The following is a 19069-nucleotide window of genomic DNA, read 5'->3' as shown; positions in this document are numbered from 1 at the left end:
CTGGATAATGATATTCATTATTAATTGATAAATAGAATCAGTTCAAGGTGGGCGAAGGGCAAATAAAAACCCGGCGCGATGGCCGGGTTCTTTGCCAGGCATGAGCGGGACCGCTCCCAGCCCCCTGCGCACAAGGCGTCAGTCAGCTGCCCGCCACCGTCATCCGCTCGATCAGCACCGAGCCGCTATGGATATTGCTGCGGGTCTCGATATCGCTGCCAATGGCGACGATCTGCTGGAACATGTCCTTCATGTTGCCGGCAATGGTCACTTCCTGCACGGCATGCTGGATCTCGCCATTCTCGACCCAGAAGCCCGCCGCGCCACGGGAATAATCGCCAGTGACCATGTTCAGGCCATGGCCCATCAACTCGGTGACCAACAAGCCGCGGCCCATGCGCCGGATCAGGGCGGCCTGGTCTTCCACGCCATGGGTCACGTACAGGTTGTGCACGCCCCCGGCGTTGGCGGTGCTGGGCAACTGCAGCTTGCGCCCCGAATAGGTCCCGAGGATGTAGGACACCAACTCGCCCTTGTCGACGAACGGCTTGGCATAGGTCGCCAGGCCATCGCCATCGAACGCCGCGCTGCCCAGCGCACGCGGAATGTGCGGGCGCTCGTCGAGGGTCAGCCAGGTAGGAAACAGGCGCTGGCCGATGCTGCCTTCGAGAAACGATGACTTGCGGTACAGGTTGCCTCCGGAAATGGCCGAAAGGAAGCTGCCGAACAGCCCGCCCGCCAGCTCCGCCGAGAACAGCACCGGCACCTCGCAGGTCGGCACCGGGCGCGCGCCCAGGCGGCTGGCGGCGCGCTGCGCGGCGCGTTGGCCAATGCTGCGCGGGTCGGCCAGCAAGTTGCCCTGGCGGTTGACGTCGTACCAGTAGTCGCGCTGCATCTGCCCGTCGCCCTCGGCGATCATCACGCAGCTCAGGCTGTGCCGGGTGGAGGCGTAGCCACCGATGAAGCCGTGGCTGTTGCCATACACCCGCACGCCCTGGTGGGTGTTGAGGGTGGTGCCATCGGCATTGAGGATACGCGGGTCGGCGTCGAAGGCGGCGGCCTCGCAGGTCAGTGCCATCTCGATGGCCTGCTCCGGCTCGATATCCCAGTCGTGGTACAGGTCCAGGTCGGGGATTTCGCGGGCCATCAGCGCCGCGTCGGCAAGGCCGGAGCACTGGTCCTCGGAGGTATGTTTGGCTATCGCCAAGGCCGCGGCGACGGTTTCACGAATGGCATCAGGGCCGCTCGCCGAGGTGCTGGCCGAGCCTTTGCGCTGGCCAACGTAGAGGGTGATGCCGAAGCCCTGATCGCGATTGAACTCGACCGTCTCGACTTCACGCTGGCGCACCGTGGTGGACAGGCCCTGCTCCAGCGACACCGCCACTTCGCAGGCGCTGGCGCCCTGGCGGCGCGCCTCGGCGACGATCGCCTCGACCTGTTCCTGCAACGCCGGCAGGTCCTTGGGGCCTACGCTCTGGACTGCACTCATGGTTCTCTCCACTGAAAATTCTGCGTACGGCTTGGGTCATTCTACGACCGGGCCGGACAAGTGGCCCCCGACTGGTTATCATGGCGGCGATTTCCTGCGGACTGCCCCCATGGTTGATTCTTACGACGACGCCTTCGATGGCGAAAAAAGCAAAACCCAGATCAAGCGCGAGCTGCATGCGCTGGTCGAACTCGGCGAGCGCCTGACCACGCTCAAGGCCGATACCCTGGCGCGCCTGCCGCTCACCGACGAACTGCGCAAGGCCCTGGACGAAGCCAGCAAGCACACCGCCCATGGCGCCCGCAAACGCCACATGTCGTTCGTCGGCAAGCTGATGCGCGTGCAGGACCTGGACGCCATCCATGCCATGCTCGAGCAGGTCGACAGCTCCACCCGCCAGTACAACGAACGCTTCCACGGCCTCGAGCGCTGGCGCGACCGCCTGGTCGACGGCAACGACGAGGACCTCGAGCGCTTCGTCAACGAGTACCCCGACACCGATCGCCAGCACCTGCGCTCGCTGATCCGTCATGCCCAGCACGAAAAGGCGCGGAACAAGCCGCCCGCCGCGGCGCGCAAGGTGTTCAAGTACATCCGCGACCTCGACGAGGTCCAGCGCGGCCTGCGTTGAGGCCATCGCGGGGCAGGTCGCAGCGGCGCACCACCGCTCCCACGCAGCCTTCGCGGGCCTGCGTGGCAGCGGCGGCGCGCCGACGGGACTGGCCCCGCGATCATTGATCAAGCCCCGGTACCACCGACGGTGATCGCATCCAGCTTCAGGGTCGGCTGGCCAACGCCCACCGGCACCGACTGCCCATCCTTCCCACACGTGCCCACGCCGCTGTCCAGCGCCAGGTCGTTGCCGACCATCGACACCCGGCTCATCGCTTCCGGCCCGTTACCGATCAGGGTCGCGCCCTTGACCGGCGCGGTAATCTTGCCGTCCTCGATCAGGTAGGCCTCGCTGGTGGAGAACACGAACTTGCCACTGGTGATGTCCACCTGGCCACCGCCGAGGTTGGCGCAGTAGATACCCTTCTTCACCGACCGGATGATTTCCTCCGGGTCGCTGTCGCCAGCGCGCATGTAGGTGTTGGTCATGCGCGGCATCGGCAGGTGGGCGTAGGACTCGCGGCGGCCGTTGCCGGTTAGCGCCATGCCCATCAGGCGGGCATTGAGCTTGTCCTGCATGTAGCCCTTGAGGATGCCGTTCTCGATCAGCGTGGTGCACTCGGTCGGCGTGCCTTCGTCGTCGACACTCAGCGAGCCACGGCGGCCTGCGAGCGTGCCGTCATCGACGATGGTGCACAGGCTCGAGGCGACTTTTTCACCGATCCTGCCACTGAACGCCGAGCTGCCCTTGCGGTTGAAGTCGCCTTCCAGGCCATGCCCCACGGCCTCGTGCAGCAGCACGCCGGACCAGCCCGAGCCGAGCACCACTGGCAGCGTGCCAGCCGGGGCCGGGATCGCCTCGAGGTTGACCAGCGCCTGGCGCAGCGCCTCGCGGGCATAGCCCATCACCCGCTCTTCAGTGAAGTAGCGGTAGTCGGTACGCCCGCCGCCACCCTGCCCGCCGCGCTCGCGACGGCCGTTGTGCTCGACGATCACGCTGACGTTGAAGCGCACCAGCGGACGCACGTCGGCGGCCAGGCTGCCGTCGGCAGCAGCCACCAGGATGCGCTCCCAGACACCGGCCATGCTCACGCTGACCTGCTGGATACGCGGATCGAGGGCGCGGGTGGCAACATCGACCCGCTTGAGCAGCTCGACTTTCTCGGCACGGCTGAGCACATCCAGCGGGTTGTCCTGGCCATACAGCGCGGTCACCGCCTGGCTGCGGAAGGCCTGGACCGTGCCGTGCTGCCCGGCGCGGGAGATCGAGCGGGCGGCACGCGCCGCCGAGGTCAGGGCTTCGAGGTTGATCGCGTTGCTATAGGCAAAGCCGGTCTTCTCGCCGGACTGGGCACGCACGCCCACGCCCTGGTCGAGGTTGAAACTGCCCTCTTTGACGATGCCGTCTTCAAGCGCCCAGGTTTCCGAGACCTGGCCCTGGAAGTACAGGTCGGCGGCGTCGATGCCGGGCCCGGCCAGGTCGCCCAGTACCGTCTGCAGGCTGTCTAGGGTCAAACCGCCGGGGGCCAGGAGCTGCTCGCTGACGGTGGATAGAATCTCGCTCATAGTCACTCCGAGGTATGCGCAGGCCGCAACGCGTCCTGCGAGAAAAAGCGCCGGTGGGTCAGCACCGGCATGCGCGCCCGGATGGACGCTTGTTCTTCAGGATCGCGGGTGGCGAGCAATACCGCTTCGCCCCGCGCCTGTTGCGCGACGATCCGCCCCCAGGGGTCGATGATCGCCGCTTGGCCATGGGTTTCCCGTGGCCCTGGATGGACGCCGCCCTGGGCCGCCGCCAGTACATAGCACTGGGTCTCGATGGCCCGTGCGCGAATCAGCACTTCCCAGTGCGCCGCCCCGGTCACCGCGGTGAACGCCGCCGGGGCGCTGATCAATTCGGCCCCGGCGGCGCGCAAGGCGCTGTACAGCTCGGGGAAACGCAGGTCGTAGCACACCGACAGGCCCAGGCGGCCCACCGGCGTGTCGGCCACCACCACCTGGCTGCCGTGGGCATAGTCATCGGACTCCCGGTAACGCCCGCGGCTGTCGGCCACATCCACGTCGAACAGGTGCAGCTTGTCGTAGCGCGCGGCAATCTCGCCGTGTTCGTCGACCAGCAGCGAGCAGGCATGCGCCTTGGCCTTTGGCTGGCCGAGCGGGGGTAGCGGCAAGGTACCGGCGACAATCCATAACCTGAGGTCACGGGCGGTGCGTTTCAACCACGGCAGGATCGGCCCCTCGCCCAAGGCCTCGGCGCGGCCGATCGCGGCTGCATCGCGCCGGCCCATGGCGGCGAAGTTTTCCGGCAGCACCGCCAGCCGTGCGCCGCCAGCTGCGGCCCGCTCCAGCAGCGCCGTGGCGCGTTGCAGATTGGCCAGGACGTCGTCCTGGCTGACCATCTGGATCACAGCTGACGTCATGACCACCCCGGGGCTTATTTGTCGAAAGGTTTCACAAAAGTGATTTTAGGCTCTTTGACCGGACCTTCGACGCGATAGTGCACGCTGGCGAAGCGCGCCACCCGGTCGCCGATCAGCCGATCGACCAGGAACAGCGCGCCGCCGACCGCTGGCGCGCCGATGATCAGCGCCGCCAGCGGCAAGTTGTTGGTGACCGGCAGGGTCACCAGCAGCTTGGCATCGACCCGGTCACGGACGAAGTCCAGGGTGCCGTCGAGCTCGAAGTTGCTCGACGGACCGGTGACGGTGATCGGCTTACGGGTCACGTACACGCCTTCGCTGGCCACCAGCAGCCCCTTGACCCGGTCATAGGCCAGGCCCTTGCTGAACAGGTCGGAGAAGTCCAGGCGCAGGCGCCGGCCAATGGAGTTGAAGTTGAGCAGGCCGAACACCCGCAGCGCCTGGGCGCTGCCCTCGACTTCGACGAACTGGCCCGAGCGCAGCGCCGCGTCGAGGCTGCCGGAGTAACGGTTGAGGCTGACCCAGGCCGGCGAACCCGGCCAGCGGCCATCGACGTCCATGCGAAAATCGCGGCTGGTGACCGTGGGCGCAAAGCCCCAGGCCTTGAGCACGTCAGCCAGGTTCTTGCCGTCGATGCGCCCTTTGTACCAGCTCGCGGTGCTGCCTGGGGTACCTTCCCAGCCGCCGCTGCCGTCGATGTGCAAGCCCTTGAGGTCGAGGTCTATATCGCTCATGGCCATGCCCTGCGCGGTCTGGCGCAGCTTCAGGCTGGCACTGCCGAACAGGTCGTCGCCGCGGTACAGCTTGTCGATGGTCAGGTCCAACGGCGGCACCTTGCGCGGGTCGACGCCGGCCAACGGGTCGGGCCCGTGCTCGGCTTCGGCCTCGGTGGGGTCGGCCGGCGGCAGGCGCAAGGTCTGCAGGCGGATGCTCATCGGCGTCGTCTTGGCATCCGGGATCCGCGCGTTGCCGATGACTTCCTTGCTGTCCAGGCGCAGGTCCCAGGCCGGGCCGCCGCGGGCCAGGCGGATCACGCTCTGGTTGAGGTCCAGGCCGAAGGCCTTCAACTGGCCGATGCTCAAATCGACGCTTTGCAGGTTCTGCCGGGCATTGCTGCCCGGGTCCTGGCCGCCAAGTCGCTCCAATTGTTGCTGCCACGGCGCCAAGTCCAGCGCCTCGAGCCGGCCGCGCACGCGCAGGCCCTGCCCGGCGGGCAGGCTGGCATTACCCGTGCCCAGCAGCAGTTCGCCGCGGCCCTGGCCCAGTTTGTCGGCGGGGGCTGCGTAGGCGAAGCGGGCAAGGTCGCTGTAGCTGGCATCGACGCGCCGCTCGGGGCCTTGCAAGGTCAGGCTGAAACGGCTGTCACGGGTTTCCCCGCTGGCCTTGCCGAACGGCGCCGGCAGGTCGATGGCCAGGCCCTTGAGCGAGGAATTGACGGTCAGGCGGTTGTCACGGCTGCCCAGCGTCACTTGCAACTGGTAGGGCAAGTCGCCCGACACCGGCAGGGCCTGCTTGAACTGCAGCCAGTCGGTGAGCGCCTTGAGGCCGACCTGGCCTGTGGCATTGATGCGGGTCTGGATGTTGCCGCCCTGGCCTTCGGCGACGATCTGCGCGCTGACCGGCTTGCCGAAGGCGTTCAGGCTGATGTCCTTGCCACTCAGGCCCTTGTCGAAGTCGAAGCTGAAGTCGCCTGTCAGGCGGCTCAGCTCAAGGGTGGGCGGTGCCACCTTGAGCGTCGCGTCCTGGGTGGCGAAGTCCACCAGTACCTTGGGGCGCTGGCCGTGGGCCAGCGGGATGTCCAGCTTGACCTTGCCCTTGAGCGGGCCCTCGCCTTCCCAGCCGGCGAAGATCTCGCCGGTACCGATGGGCGCTTGCTTGAGGATCTTCAAGCCATCGCCGAGGCTGCCGTCGAAATCGCCATCGAGGAACAGGTGGCTGTGCTGGTCACCATCGACATGGGGAATGTTGACGCTGACATCGCTGACCTGGGTATCCAGCAACAGGCCGTGGTTGGCCTGGATGCGCACCCCGGTATCTTCGATATAGACGTTGCCGTCGACCTGCTGCACCTGCGGCCAACCTGGCTGGAAGTCCAGCGCGGCGTCGTGCACCTTGAAGAACAGGCTGATGTCGCGGGCATGGGGCGGCGCGTTGTGGTGCAGCGACCCCTGGTACTGGAAGTACCCTTCGTCGACATTGCCCTTGACGATGGCGCTGCGCAGCCACTCGTCCAGCGCCGGGCTGAGCACCTCGGGCAGGTACTTGGCGGTGTAGCGCCCATCGCCCTCGGTAAGGCCGACACGCAAGTCCATGTAGTCCTCGTGGCCCGGTTCCAGGTGGATGCGGATCAGGAAGTCGGCGGCGATCTTGCCCTCGTCACCCAGCACCTTGATATAGGGGGCGACCAGGGTGAAGGCCTGCTTGTCCAGGGTCCAGGTCAGGCGCGCGTTGGCTTTCGGGTAGTGCCAGGGTTTGCCGAAGATCGGGTACAGGTGCAGCATGAACGCCTGGGTATCCAGGCGCAGCTCGCCATGGCCAAGGTCACCGCTGATGGCCCCAGTGACGTTACCGGCGGCCGGGGCGCCGTGGTAGGCATCGAAGCCGACCTTCTCCAGGTTGGCGGCAAACTGCACGCGCTGGTCGCCCTCGGCCTTGGGCCGGATGTCCAGGCGCACGTTGCGCAGGGCTCCGGTGACCTTGAGCGCGTCGACCACGGTCATGAGTTTTTCCGGCAGTGGCGCCAGGGCATCGATCAGCGGCGTCAACGGGGTCAGGTCGAGGCGGTCGGCCTGCACCTGCCATGTTTCCTCGGCCGGGGTCGCGCCCTCGCGCTGTGCCAGTTGCAGGTGGGATTCCCAGCGGGTCTTGCCAAGGCTCATGGCCAATGAATCGACGCTGACATCGAAGCCCTGGTCCTGGCGCTGGAACCAGGCCGAGACGGCCAGGTTGTCCAGGGCGATAGCCTTGCGCCCGGTGTAGGCGCCCTTTAGTTGCGGGGCATTCAGGCGCACCACGGCCTGCTGCAACTGGCCCTGGTTCCAGTCGACCCAGAACTCACCACCGGCACGCAAGGTGCTGGCCTGCCACTGGCCCAGCAACTTCGGCGGCAGCCACCGCCCCCAGTCGCTCTGCGGCAGGCTCAGATAAGCTTGCAGGCGCCCGTCGCGCCAGGCCTTGGCGCTGACGCGGCTGTTCAGGCTCAAGGCCAGCGGCTGGCCATCGGGCAAGGTGGCGCGCAGGTCGACACTCTGGCGCGAGGCCCCAGCCTGCAGGCCGAGGCTGACATAGGTGAGGGTGAGCGGGTCGCGCTGCCAGGGATGCAAGGTGACCTGGCTGTCGAACACGTCGATGCGGCCCAACTGGCGCAGGCGCTTGAGCGCCTCGGCCGGATCGAGGGGTTTGTCGTCCTGGCTCGGCAGGCCTTCGAGCGCCCAGGCGCCCTGCTGGTCCTCGCGCAAAATCAGCTGCAAGCCGCTGAGCTGCACACGCGCCAGGCGCACTTCGCGGGCCTTGAGGCTGGCCCACAGGTCCGGCACCAGCTTGACCTCGTCCAGGCGCAGCGCCGCGGCGCCCTCGCCCAGTTGCAGGTCGCGCACCCGCAGCAGCGGCGCCAAGCCGCTCCAGCGGCCCTCCAGGGCACCGACGTGCACCGGCAGGCCCAAGGCCTGTTCGGCCTTGAGCTCGGCGTCGGCGCGGTATTCGGCGACCAGCGGCACCAGCTGCCGGCCGAGGCTGACATACAGCGCCACCAGCACCGCCAGCAGGGCGCAGATTCCCAACCCCCAGCGGGTCAAGGCGCCCAGAACGCGGGTCAGACGTTCCATGGCCATGGCCCTCCAAGTCGTCCCTTAACTATGGCCGGTGTATAGCGCTTTGCCAGCCCGTCCTTGGGGCAACCGCTTTCATGCAGGGTCAGAGCAGCACCACATCGTATTGTTCCTGGGAATACATGGACTCGACCTGGAAGCGAATGGTTCGCCCGATGAACGTCTCCAGTTCAGCGACGTTGCCCGACTCTTCGTCGAGCAGGCGGTCCACGACCTTCTGGTTGGCGAGTACCCGGTAGCCCTCGGCCTGATAGGCACGGGCTTCGCGCAGGATCTCGCGGAAGATTTCGTAACAGATCGTCTCGGGGGTTTTCAGCTTGCCGCGCCCTTGGCACGCCGCGCAGGGTTCGCACAGCACCTGCTCGAGGCTTTCGCGGGTGCGCTTGCGGGTCATCTGCACCAGGCCCAGCTCGGTGATGCCGATGATGTTGGTCTTGGCGTGATCACGCTCGAGCTGCTTCTCCAGGGTACGCAGCACCTGGCGCTGGTGCTCCTCGTCCTCCATGTCGATGAAGTCGATGATGATGATCCCGCCGATGTTGCGCAGGCGCAGTTGCCGGGCAATGGCGGTGGCCGCCTCGAGGTTGGTCTTGAAGATGGTTTCTTCAAGGTTGCGGTGGCCGACGAAGGCCCCGGTGTTGACGTCGATGGTGGTCATTGCCTCGGCAGGGTCGACCACCAGGTAACCGCCGGACTTGAGCGGCACCTTGCGCTCCAGGGCGCGCTGGATCTCGTCCTCGACGCCATACAGGTCGAAGATCGGCCGCTCGCCGGGGTAGTGCTCCAGGCGGTCGGCGATTTCCGGCATCAATTCGGCGACGAACTGCGTGGTTTTCTGGAAGGTCTCCCGCGAATCGATGCGGATCTTCTCGATCTTCGGGTTGACCAGGTCACGTAGGGTGCGCAGAGCCAGGCCCAGGTCCTCGTAGATGACCGTGGGCGCCCCGCAAGTCTGGATCTGCGAGCCGATCTGCTCCCACAGGCGCCGCAGGTAGCGGATGTCCTGGAAGATATCCTCGGCCCGGGCGCCTTCGGCGGCGGTGCGCAGGATGAAGCCGCCGGCGTCCTTCATGTCTTCCTGGGCCATGCAGTCGGTGACCACCTGCTTGAGGCGTTCACGCTCGGCTTCTTCCTCGATCTTCAGGGAAATGCCGACGTGGCTGCTGCGCGGCATGTACACCAGGTAACGCGACGGGATCGACAGCTGGGTGGTCAGGCGCGCGCCCTTGGTGCCGATGGGGTCCTTGGTGACCTGCACCACCAGCGCCTGGCCCTCGTGCACCAGCGCCGTGATGGTCTCCACCGCCGAGCCTTCGCGCTGGGAGATTTCCGAGGCATGGATGAACGCCGCGCGCTCCAGGCCGATATCGACGAACGCCGCCTGCATGCCCGGCAGCACCCGGACCACCTTGCCCTTGTAGATGTTGCCGACGATTCCGCGACGCTGGGTGCGCTCGACGTGCACCTCTTGCAGGACACCGTTCTCCACCACTGCCACGCGGGACTCCATCGGGGTGATGTTGATCAGGATCTCTTCACTCATGGCGCGCTCTCGTCAGGGGTCTGGGGTAATGATGGATTGCTGCGATCTACCTGGCTAGGCTCCGTGCGCATCCTCTTGCAGCTGCCAGCAGGGAATGGCGAACTGCTCGAGCAGTTCGGCGGTTTCGCTCAACGGCAAGCCGACCACGGCGGAATAGCTACCCTCGATCGCGCTGACGAAAACCGCGCCCAGGCCCTGGATGGCATAGCCTCCGGCCTTGTCGACGGGCTCGCCGCTGTCCCAGTAGCGCAGCGCTTGCTCGAAGGAAATGGTGCGAAAACGTACGTTGGTGCTGACGCAGCGGCTGACACTGCGCCGGCCATCGGTCAGCGCCACGGCGGTGAGCACCTGGTGCTCGCGCTTGGACAGGTCGCCGAGCATGGCCAAGGCCTGCTCGCGGTTCTCTGGCTTGCCGAGGATCTGGCCATCGAGCACCACGGTAGTGTCGGCCCCGAGCACCACGCCACTGCCATCGGTACGGGCGAAACCCGCCACGGCCTTGGCCTGGGCCAGGCGCTCGACATAGGCGGCCGGGGCCTCGCCCGGCAGCGGGGTTTCGTCGACGGGAGCGCTGACCACGGTGAACGGCACGCCGATCTGGGTCAGCAGTTCACGGCGACGCGGCGAGCCGGATGCCAGGTACAGCTGTGTCATGGGGACATCTCCCTGTCAGTGGCGCGGATCGTCAGTGAATGTGCAGGCGACGGCGCAGGCCGCGCAGGGCGAAACTGACCCAGGGCCAGAGCAAGGCGCTGATCACCGCCGACCAGACCAGGGCCAGGGTCGGCAGGCGGTTGCCGGTCAGGGCGCTGAGCCACAGCTGGATCAGCTGGGCGATACCGAAGATCACCAGGATCACCAGGCTCTGCTGCCACATCGGGAACATGCGCAGGCGCTGTTGCAGCGACAGCACCAGGAAGGTGATCAAGGTCAGGATCAGCGCGTTCTGCCCCAGCAAGGTGCCGTACAGCACATCCTCGGCCAGGCCCAGCACGAAAGCGGTGGTCATGCCGATCTTGCTCGGCACGGCCAAGGTCCAGAAGGCCAGCAGCAGGGCCAGCCACATGGGCCGGAACACTTCCATGAACTGCGGCATGGGCGAGACGCTGAGCAACAGGCCGAGGGCGAAGGTCAGCCAGATGGCCCAGCCGTTTCTGCTACGGGTGCTGGCCATTATTGTCTCCGGGGTTGGGCGGGCGCGGCGGCCGGCTGTGCCGGGGCGGCGCCGTTGGCAGCGGGGGCCGCCGCCGGGGTCGCGGGGGCGGCGCCGGCCGGGGCTGGGGTTGCCGGGTTGACCGGGGCCTGGCCGTGGCTGGCGCCCTGCCGGTCGGCTTCTTCCTGGGCGATGGCCGCCTCGGTGGCGCGCTCTTCCGGGGTGCGGCGGTCGCTGAACACCAGCAGCATGTAGCGGCTGCGGTTGAGCGCGGCAGTCGGGATGGCACGGACAATGGCGAACGGCTGGCCGGAGTCGTGGATCACTTCGTTGACCGTGGCCACCGGGTAGCCAGCCGGGAAGCGCTGGCCCATGCCGGAGCTGACCAGCAGGTCGCCTTCCTTGATGTCGGCGGTATCGGCCACGTGGCGCAGTTCCAGGCGCTCCGGGTTGCCGGTACCGCTGGCGATGGCGCGCAGGCCGTTGCGGTTGACCTGCACAGGGATGCTGTGGGTGGTGTCGGTGAGCAGCAGTACCCGCGAGGTGTAGGGCATCAGCTCGACCACCTGGCCCATCAGGCCGCGGGCGTCGAGCACCGGCTGGCCGAGGAACACGCCGTCACGCTCGCCCTTGTTGATCAGGATACGGTGGGTGAACGGGTTGGGATCGACACCGATCAGCTCGGCGACCTCGACCTTCTCGTTGACCAGCGCCGACGAATTGAGCAACTCGCGCAGGCGCACGTTCTGCTCGGTCAGGGCCGCCAGCTTCTGCAGGCGCCCCTGCAGCAGCAGGGCCTCGGTCTTGAGTTTCTCGTTTTCGGCGATCAGCTCGGTGCGGCTGCCGAACTGGCCGGCCACGCCTTGCCACAGACGCTGCGGCAGGTCGGTGATCCAGTAGGATTCCATCAGGACCAGGCCCATCTGGCTGCGCACGGGCTTGAGCAGGTCGAAACGCGAGTCGACCACCATCAGCGCGACCGACATCACCACCAGCACGAGCAGGCGCACGCCCAGCGAGGGGCCTTTGGAGAAAAGCGGTTTAATGGGCCGTTCCTCGTGGACGACTCAGGAAGTCATTGGGCATGGGACAACGCACCGGCCTGCTTGCGGATTGACGGAAACGGCGCCCGCGCGGGCGCCAGCACAGCGCATACAGGTAGCACTGTGCGTGCCACCTGTAAACCTGGGATACCTTGCGGCCCGGCGATCACTCGCTGGAGAGCAGGTCCATGGCGTGCTTGTCCATCATTTCCAGGGCCCGACCACCGCCGCGGGCGACACAGGTCAGCGGGTCTTCGGCGACGATCACCGGCAGGCCGGTTTCCTGGGCCAGCAGCTTGTCCAGGTCGCGCAGCAGCGCGCCACCACCGGTCAGCACCAGGCCGCGCTCGGCGATGTCGGAGGCCAGCTCCGGCGGCGATTGCTCCAGGGCGCTCTTGACCGCCTGAACGATGGTCGCCAGGGACTCCTGCAGCGCCTCGAGCACTTCGTTGGAGTTCAGGGTGAAGGCACGCGGCACGCCCTCAGCCAGGTTGCGGCCACGGACGTCGACTTCGCGCACTTCGCCGCCTGGGTAGGCGGTGCCGATTTCCTGCTTGATGCGTTCGGCGGTGGATTCGCCGATCAGGCTGCCGTAGTTACGGCGCACGTAGGTGACGATAGCTTCGTCGAAGCGGTCGCCGCCGACCCGTACCGACTCGGCGTAGACCACGCCGTTGAGCGAGATCAGGGCGATTTCGGTGGTACCGCCACCGATGTCGACGACCATCGAGCCACGGGCCTCTTCGACCGGCAGGCCGGCACCGATGGCGGCGGCCATCGGCTCTTCGATGAGGAACACTTCACGGGCGCCGGCACCGAGGGCCGACTCACGGATGGCGCGGCGCTCGACCTGGGTCGACTTGCACGGCACGCAGATCAGCACGCGTGGGCTGGGCTGCAGGAAGCTGTTCTCGTGCACCTTGTTGATGAAGTACTGCAGCATTTTTTCGCAAACGCTGAAGTCGGCGATCACGCCGTCCTTCATCGGACGAATGGCAGCGATGTTGCCGGGGGTGCGGCCGAGCATGCGCTTGGCTTCGGTACCGACAGCGACGACGCTTTTCTGGTTGCCGTGGGTACGGATGGCAACAACCGAGGGCTCATTCAGGACGATACCGCGCTCACGCACGTAGATAAGGGTGTTGGCAGTACCCAGGTCGATGGACAGATCGCTGGAAAACATGCCACGCAGTTTCTTGAACATGGGAAAGTGACCCTGGGGAAAGCGTGGGTAAAAAAGTGCGGCAAACTCTAACAATGGCAGGGATTTTGGGCAAGGAGCCAATATGTTAAATTGGCTGTTTTTCCGAGCATGCCTGCCGATGATCGCGGCCCTTTGACCGCCGGAATCCCGGCATGTTCCTCACCACGGACCCATTCCGTTTCTCGATTTCCTGGAGATCCCCATGGCGCTTCAACGCTCCGACGTGGAAAAGATCGCCCATCTGGCCCGCCTGGGCCTGAATGAAGGCGAACTGCCACGCATTACCGATGCCTTGAACAGTATTCTCGGGCTGGTCGACCAGATGCAAGCCGTCGACACCACCGGCATCGAACCGCTCGCCCACCCGCTGGAAACCACCCAGCGTCTGCGCCCCGACCAAGTCACCGAAAGCAACCAGCGCGACCGCTACCAGGCCGTCGCCCCGTCGACCGAGAACGGTCTGTACCTGGTTCCGAAAGTCATCGAATAAGGGATAGCGCCTGCCATGCATCAACTCACTCTGGCCGAGATCGCCCGCGGTCTGGCCGATAAATCGTTCTCTTCGCAGGAACTGACCGGCGCCCTGCTGTCGCGCATCAAGCAGCTCGACCCGCAGCTCAACAGCTTCATCACCGTCACCGAAGACCAGGCCCTGGACCAGGCGCGTGCCGCCGACGCCCGCCGCGCCGCCGGCGAAACCGGCGCGCTGCTCGGCGCGCCGATCGCCCACAAGGACCTGTTCTGCACCCATGGCGTGCGCACCAGCTGCGGCTCGAAGATGCTCGACAACTTCAACGCCCCGTACGACGCCACCGTGGTCGCCAAGCTGGGCGAGGCCGGCATGGTCACCCTGGGCAAGACCAACATGGACGAGTTCGCCATGGGCTCGGCCAACGAGTCCAGCCACTACGGCCCGGTGAAGAACCCGTGGAACCTCGAGCACGTGCCAGGCGGCTCCTCCGGCGGTTCGGCCGCCGCCGTGGCCGCGCGCCTGCTGCCGGCCACCACCGGCACCGACACCGGCGGCTCGATCCGCCAGCCGGCGGCGCTGACCAACCTCACCGGCCTCAAGCCGACCTACGGCCGCGTCTCGCGCTGGGGCATGATCGCCTACGCCTCGAGCCTCGACCAGGGCGGCCCGCTGGCCCGCACCGCCGAGGACTGCGCCTTGCTGCTGCAAGGCATGGCCGGTTTCGATGCCAAGGATTCGACCAGCGTCGATGAACCGGTCCCGGACTACAGCGCCAACCTCAACGCCTCGCTGCAGGGCCTGCGCATCGGCGTGCCGAAGGAATACTTCGGCGCCGGCCTCGACCCGCGCATCGCCGAGCTGGTCCAGGCCAGCGTCAAGGAGCTGGAAAAGCTCGGCGCGGTGGTCAAGCAAATCAGCCTGCCGAACATGCAGCACGCGATTCCGGCGTACTACGTGATCGCCCCGGCCGAAGCCTCCTCCAACCTGTCGCGCTTCGACGGCGTGCGCTTCGGCCACCGCTGCGCGAACCCGGTGAACCTGACCGACCTGTACGAACGCTCCCGTGGCGAAGGCTTCGGCGCGGAAGTGCAGCGCCGCATCATGGTCGGCACCTACGCCCTGTCGGCCGGCTACTACGACGCCTACTACATCAAGGCGCAGCAGATCCGCCGCCTGGTCAAGAACGACTTCATGGCCGCCTTCCACGATGTCGACGTGATCCTCGGCCCGACCACACCGAACCCGGCCTGGAAACTCGGCGCCAAGAGCAGCGACCCGGTCGCCGCCTACCTCGAGGACGTCTACACCATCACCGCCAACCTGGCGGGCCTGCCGGGCCTGTCGATGCCGGCTGGCTTCGTCGACGGCCTGCCGGTGGGCGTGCAACTGCTGGCCCCGTACTTCCAGGAAGGCCGCCTGCTCAACATCGCGCACCGGTACCAGCAAGTCACCGACTGGCACACCCGCGCCCCCAACGGCTTCTGAGGAGTTCACACATGCAATGGGAAGTTGTGATCGGGCTGGAGATTCATACCCAGCTCGCCACCCAGTCGAAGATCTTCTCCGGCAGCGCCACCACCTTCGGCTCCGAGCCGAACACCCAGGCCAGCCTGGTCGACCTGGGGATGCCCGGCGTACTGCCGGTGCTCAACCAGGAAGCCGTGCGCATGGCGTGCATGTTCGGCCTGGCGATCGATGCCGAGATCGGCCCGCGCAACGTGTTCGCGCGCAAGAACTACTTCTATCCCGACCTGCCCAAGGGCTACCAGATCAGCCAGATGGACCTGCCGATCGTCGGCAAGGGCCACCTGGACATCGCCCTGGAAGACGGCACCATCAAGCGCATCGGCGTGACCCGCGCGCACCTTGAGGAAGACGCCGGCAAGAGCCTGCACGAAGACTTCAACGGCGCCAGCGGCATCGACCTGAACCGCGCCGGCACGCCGCTGCTGGAAATCGTCTCCGAACCGGACATGCGCAGCGCCAAGGAAGCCGTGGCCTATGTCAAGGCGATCCACGCGCTGGTGCGCTACCTGGGCATCTGCGACGGCAACATGGCCGAAGGCTCGCTGCGTTGCGACTGCAACGTCTCGGTGCGCCCGAAGGGCCAGGCCGAGTTCGGCACCCGCTGCGAGATCAAGAACGTCAACTCGTTCCGTTTCGTCGAAAAGGCGATCAACTACGAGGTCCAGCGCCAGATCGAGCTGATCGAGGACGGCGGCAAGGTGACCCAGGAAACCCGCCTGTACGACCCGAACAAGGACGAGACCCGCTCGATGCGCAGCAAGGAGGAAGCCAACGACTACCGTTACTTCCCCGACCCGGACCTGCTGCCGGTGGTCATCGAGCCGAGCTTCCTCGAGACCGTGCGCGCCGCCCTGCCAGAGCTGCCGACGCAGAAGGTCGAGCGCTTCCAGCAGCAGTACGCGCTGTCGGCCTATGACGCCAACGTGCTGGCATCCAGCCGCGAACAGGCGGACTACTTCGAGCACGTGGTGAAAATTGGCGGCGACGCCAAGCTCGCGGCCAACTGGGTCATGGTCGAGCTGGGCAGCCTGCTGAACAAGCTGGGCCTGGACATCGACCAGTCGCCGGTCAGCGCCGAGCACTTGGGCGGCATGCTGCTGCGCATCCGCGACAACACCATCAGCGGCAAGATCGCCAAGACCGTGTTCGAGGCCATGGCCGCCGGTGAGGGCGATGCCGACAGCATCATCGCAAGCCGCGGCCTCAAGCAGGTCACCGACACCGGCGCGATCGACAAGATGCTCGACGAGATGCTCGCCGCCAACGCCGAACAGGTCGAACAGTACCGCGCCGCCGACGAGGCCAAGCGCGGCAAGATGTTCGGCTTCTTCGTCGGCCAGGCGATGAAGGCCTCCAAGGGCAAGGCCAACCCGGGGCAAGTGAACCAATTGCTCAAGGCCAAGCTCGAAGGGTGATCCCGATCGCGGGGCAAGCCCGCTCCCACAGGATGGCGCAGTACCTGTAGGAGCGGCCTTGCCTCGCGAAAGGACCGCAGAGCGGTCCCAGTGCCTGAATCGGAGCAGTCGACTTGATCAAGCGTTCCCTCGCCACCCTCAGCCTGTTTTCCCTGCTGGCCGGCTGCGCCAGCCACGACATCGACCCACGCGGCTACGACGAAACCGGTACCGCCTCCTATTACGGCGCCCGCCACCACGGCAAGCGCACCGCCAGCGGCGAGCCCTTCAACCAGCATGGCCTGAGCGCCGCCCACCGCAGCCTGCCCTTCGGCAGCCGGGTGCTGGTCACCAACCTCAGCAATCAACGCAGCGTCGTGGTGCGCATCAACGACCGAGGCCCGCATACCCGCGGCCGCCTGATCGACCTGTCACGCGCCGCCGCAGAAAAAATCGGCATGCTGCGTAGCGGAACGGCGCGCGTGCGAGTACAAGGTCTGAGCGACTGACCTGACTGGAGCCTTCGCCATTTTCGACCTGGCCACCCTTCCCGCCTTCAGCCTGCTGCAACTGGGCCTGGGCCTGCTTTTGCTGATCATCGGCGCCGAGCTGCTTGTGCGTGCTGCGCTGCGCCTGGCCGGGCGCCTGCACGTGCGTGCGCTGATCATCGGCCTGAGCCTGGTCGCCTTCGGCAGCACCGCGCCACAGCTGACGGTCAGCCTGCAGGCCGCCTACCAGGGCGCGCCGGACGTCGCCGTCGGCAGCGTGATCGGCAGCAACATCTTCAATGTGCTGGTGATCCTCGGCCTGGCCGCGCTGATCATTCCGCTGCGCGTGTCGCGCCAGCTGGTGCGCCTGGACATCCCGCTGATGATCCTGGCCAGCGCGCTGGTCTACCTGCTCGCCCTCAACGGCCAACTGGGCCGCCTGGAAGGTGCTCTGCTGCTGCTTGGCTTGCTGGCCTACCTGGGCATGCTCTGGCACCAGTCGCGCCACTACGCCCGCACCTACCCCGCGCCCAGCGCCGCGCACACCGGCGCCGGACGCTTCTGGAGCGGCGCGCTGTTGCTGATTGTGCTGGGCCTAGGCCTGCTGAGCCTGGCCGGGCACCTGCTGCTGGAGGCCGCCGTCGAGGTGGCCACCGACCTTGGCTTGTCCGAGCGCATCATCGGCCTGACCGTGGTCGCGGTATGCACCTCGCTGCCGGAGCTCGCCGCCGCGCTGATCGCCGCCCTGCGGGGCGAGCGGGAGATCGCCGTGGGCACGGTGATCGGCAGCAACCTGTTCAACCTGCTCGCGGTGCTGGGCCTGACCGCGGTGGTCACCCCCGAGCCGCTGTCGATTTCGCCCAATGCCCTGGACTTCGACCTGCCGGTGATGCTCGGCGTCGCCGCGCTGTGCCTGCCGGTGTTCTACTCCGGTTACCGGGTCACCCGCGCCGAAGGCCTGGTGTTTTTGTGCCTGTACCTGGCCTACGGCCTGCACGTGGTGACGTTCACTACCGGCATGCCGCTGGCAGGCCGCCTCGAGCGCTGGATGCTGTTCTACGTCCTGCCGGTGCTCGGACTCGTGTTGTTGTACACCACGGTCCGCGCCTGGCGCCGCCAACACTAAGGAAAACAACATGGCAGATTCGAAATCCACCGGCGAGCGCATTCGCCGCCAGGTCATGGGCGATGCCTTCGTCGACCGCGCCCTGGGCAACGCGAGCGAATTCACCCAGCCGCTTCAGGACTTCGTCAACGAGCACGCCTGGGGCAGCGTCTGGGCCCGCGATGGCCTGCCGCTGAAAACCCGCAGCCTGATCACCCTGGCCACGCTGACCGCGCTCAAGTGCCCACAGGAGCTCAAGGGGCATGTGCGTGGGGCCTTGAACAATGGCTGCACCGTTGAGGAGATCCGCGAGGCATTGCTGCATTGCGCGGTGTATGCCGGGGTGCCGGCGGCGGTCGATGCGTTTCGGGCGGCGCAGGAAGTGATTGATAGTTATCAGGCAGGTTCAAGCGATTAAGCGTTCGCGCCCTGGCGTCGTGACTGTTACCTAGGTGAGTGAACGCCTGTGTAACCCATGTGGGTGAGTCATACCCGCGCACGGTTTTTGGTTCCTTTTTGCCAGCCACGACGAAAAGGAACTCGCCGTAAAGGCGAAAAGGTGACCAAGCGTCGATATAGCCAATGAATGCGCTTACACCTGTAAATACCCACACCGACCGACTTTTACTTTTACTTTTACTTTTACTTTCAGAGCGTGGGTTTTGAAAGCTATATGCGCATTCATTGGCTATATCGACGCACAGTCACCTTTTCGCCTTTACGGCGACCTACTTTTGCACGCGGGCAAAAGTAGGCAAAAACCGCTGGCTCCATTCATCCGGCCCCTACGCT

General features: G+C 66.2%; 16 protein-coding genes. 7 read left to right on the top strand and 9 right to left on the bottom strand.

What is annotated here, in order from left to right; translation table 11 throughout:
• Positions 1-142: 142 nt before the first annotated feature.
• Positions 143-1489: a metalloprotease PmbA gene (gene pmbA, locus NJG22_RS22075; protein WP_253097724.1), complete on the bottom strand. Its 1347-nt coding sequence runs from the start codon at positions 1487-1489 to the stop codon at positions 143-145.
• Between the two features lie 109 nt (positions 1490-1598).
• Between pmbA and yjgA the strand changes: the two genes are divergently transcribed.
• The gene (gene yjgA, locus NJG22_RS22070; protein ID WP_253097723.1) at positions 1599-2120 is read left to right on the top strand and encodes a ribosome biogenesis factor YjgA; all 522 of its coding nucleotides are present in this window, start codon (positions 1599-1601) and stop codon (positions 2118-2120) included.
• Between the two features lie 107 nt (positions 2121-2227).
• On the opposite strand, the gene tldD is transcribed toward yjgA, so the two are convergent.
• From tldD to mreB, 8 genes are all read right to left on the bottom strand, one after another.
• Positions 2228-3667: a metalloprotease TldD gene (gene tldD / locus NJG22_RS22065; RefSeq protein WP_253097722.1), complete on the bottom strand. Its 1440-nt coding sequence runs from the start codon at positions 3665-3667 to the stop codon at positions 2228-2230.
• A gap of 2 nt (positions 3668-3669) precedes the next feature.
• Complete coding sequence (locus tag NJG22_RS22060; RefSeq protein ID WP_253097721.1) at positions 3670-4521, bottom strand: carbon-nitrogen hydrolase family protein; 852 nt, start codon at positions 4519-4521, stop codon at positions 3670-3672.
• A gap of 14 nt (positions 4522-4535) precedes the next feature.
• Positions 4536-8351, bottom strand: a complete 3816-nt coding sequence (locus tag NJG22_RS22055) for a YhdP family protein (RefSeq protein ID WP_253097720.1) — start codon at positions 8349-8351, stop codon at positions 4536-4538.
• A gap of 82 nt (positions 8352-8433) precedes the next feature.
• Positions 8434-9891, bottom strand: a complete 1458-nt coding sequence (gene rng / locus NJG22_RS22050; RefSeq protein WP_217849950.1) for a ribonuclease G — start codon at positions 9889-9891, stop codon at positions 8434-8436.
• A gap of 54 nt (positions 9892-9945) precedes the next feature.
• The gene (locus tag NJG22_RS22045) at positions 9946-10545 is read right to left on the bottom strand and encodes a Maf family protein (protein ID WP_253097719.1); all 600 of its coding nucleotides are present in this window, start codon (positions 10543-10545) and stop codon (positions 9946-9948) included.
• 31 nt (positions 10546-10576) lie between these two features.
• Positions 10577-11065, bottom strand: a complete 489-nt coding sequence (mreD, locus tag NJG22_RS22040; protein ID WP_253097718.1) for a rod shape-determining protein MreD — start codon at positions 11063-11065, stop codon at positions 10577-10579.
• Positions 11065-12090: a rod shape-determining protein MreC gene (gene mreC, locus NJG22_RS22035; protein WP_366518849.1), complete on the bottom strand. Its 1026-nt coding sequence runs from the start codon at positions 12088-12090 to the stop codon at positions 11065-11067. The genes mreD and mreC overlap by 1 nt, the downstream gene beginning before the upstream one ends.
• A gap of 163 nt (positions 12091-12253) precedes the next feature.
• Entirely contained in the window at positions 12254-13291 is a 1038-nt protein-coding gene (mreB, locus tag NJG22_RS22030; RefSeq protein WP_003255163.1) for a rod shape-determining protein MreB, read from the bottom strand.
• A 202-nt stretch (positions 13292-13493) separates the two neighbouring features.
• On the opposite strand from mreB, the gene gatC reads away from it, so the two are divergent.
• The 6 genes from gatC to NJG22_RS22000 all read left to right on the top strand — a co-directional run bounded on the left by gatC (position 13494) and on the right by NJG22_RS22000 (position 18695).
• Positions 13494-13781 (top strand): Asp-tRNA(Asn)/Glu-tRNA(Gln) amidotransferase subunit GatC, encoded by a 288-nt coding sequence (gene gatC, locus NJG22_RS22025; RefSeq protein WP_134689941.1) that lies wholly within the window; start codon positions 13494-13496, stop codon positions 13779-13781.
• 15 nt (positions 13782-13796) lie between these two features.
• On the top strand, positions 13797-15248 hold the full coding sequence (gatA, locus tag NJG22_RS22020; protein WP_253097717.1) for an Asp-tRNA(Asn)/Glu-tRNA(Gln) amidotransferase subunit GatA: 1452 nt from the start codon (positions 13797-13799) through the stop codon (positions 15246-15248).
• Positions 15249-15259: 11 nt separating this feature from the next.
• A complete protein-coding gene (gatB, locus tag NJG22_RS22015) occupies positions 15260-16705 on the top strand; it encodes an Asp-tRNA(Asn)/Glu-tRNA(Gln) amidotransferase subunit GatB (RefSeq protein ID WP_253097716.1) in 1446 nt (481 codons plus the stop codon).
• 113 nt (positions 16706-16818) lie between these two features.
• Positions 16819-17193, top strand: coding sequence for a septal ring lytic transglycosylase RlpA family protein (locus tag NJG22_RS22010; RefSeq protein ID WP_253097715.1), 375 nt, complete (start codon positions 16819-16821; stop codon positions 17191-17193).
• A gap of 61 nt (positions 17194-17254) precedes the next feature.
• Positions 17255-18298: a calcium/sodium antiporter gene (locus NJG22_RS22005; RefSeq protein ID WP_253097736.1), complete on the top strand. Its 1044-nt coding sequence runs from the start codon at positions 17255-17257 to the stop codon at positions 18296-18298.
• Between the two features lie 10 nt (positions 18299-18308).
• On the top strand, positions 18309-18695 hold the full coding sequence (locus tag NJG22_RS22000; RefSeq protein ID WP_253097714.1) for a carboxymuconolactone decarboxylase family protein: 387 nt from the start codon (positions 18309-18311) through the stop codon (positions 18693-18695).
• Positions 18696-19069: the final 374 nt, after the last annotated feature.

Source organism: Pseudomonas sp. VA159-2 (assembly GCF_024126635.1).
In the GTDB taxonomy this organism is placed as follows: domain Bacteria; phylum Pseudomonadota; class Gammaproteobacteria; order Pseudomonadales; family Pseudomonadaceae; genus Aquipseudomonas; species Aquipseudomonas muyukensis.
The sequence above is the reverse complement of the archived record's forward strand: the minus strand, read 5'-3'. Positions and strand labels throughout refer to the sequence as shown.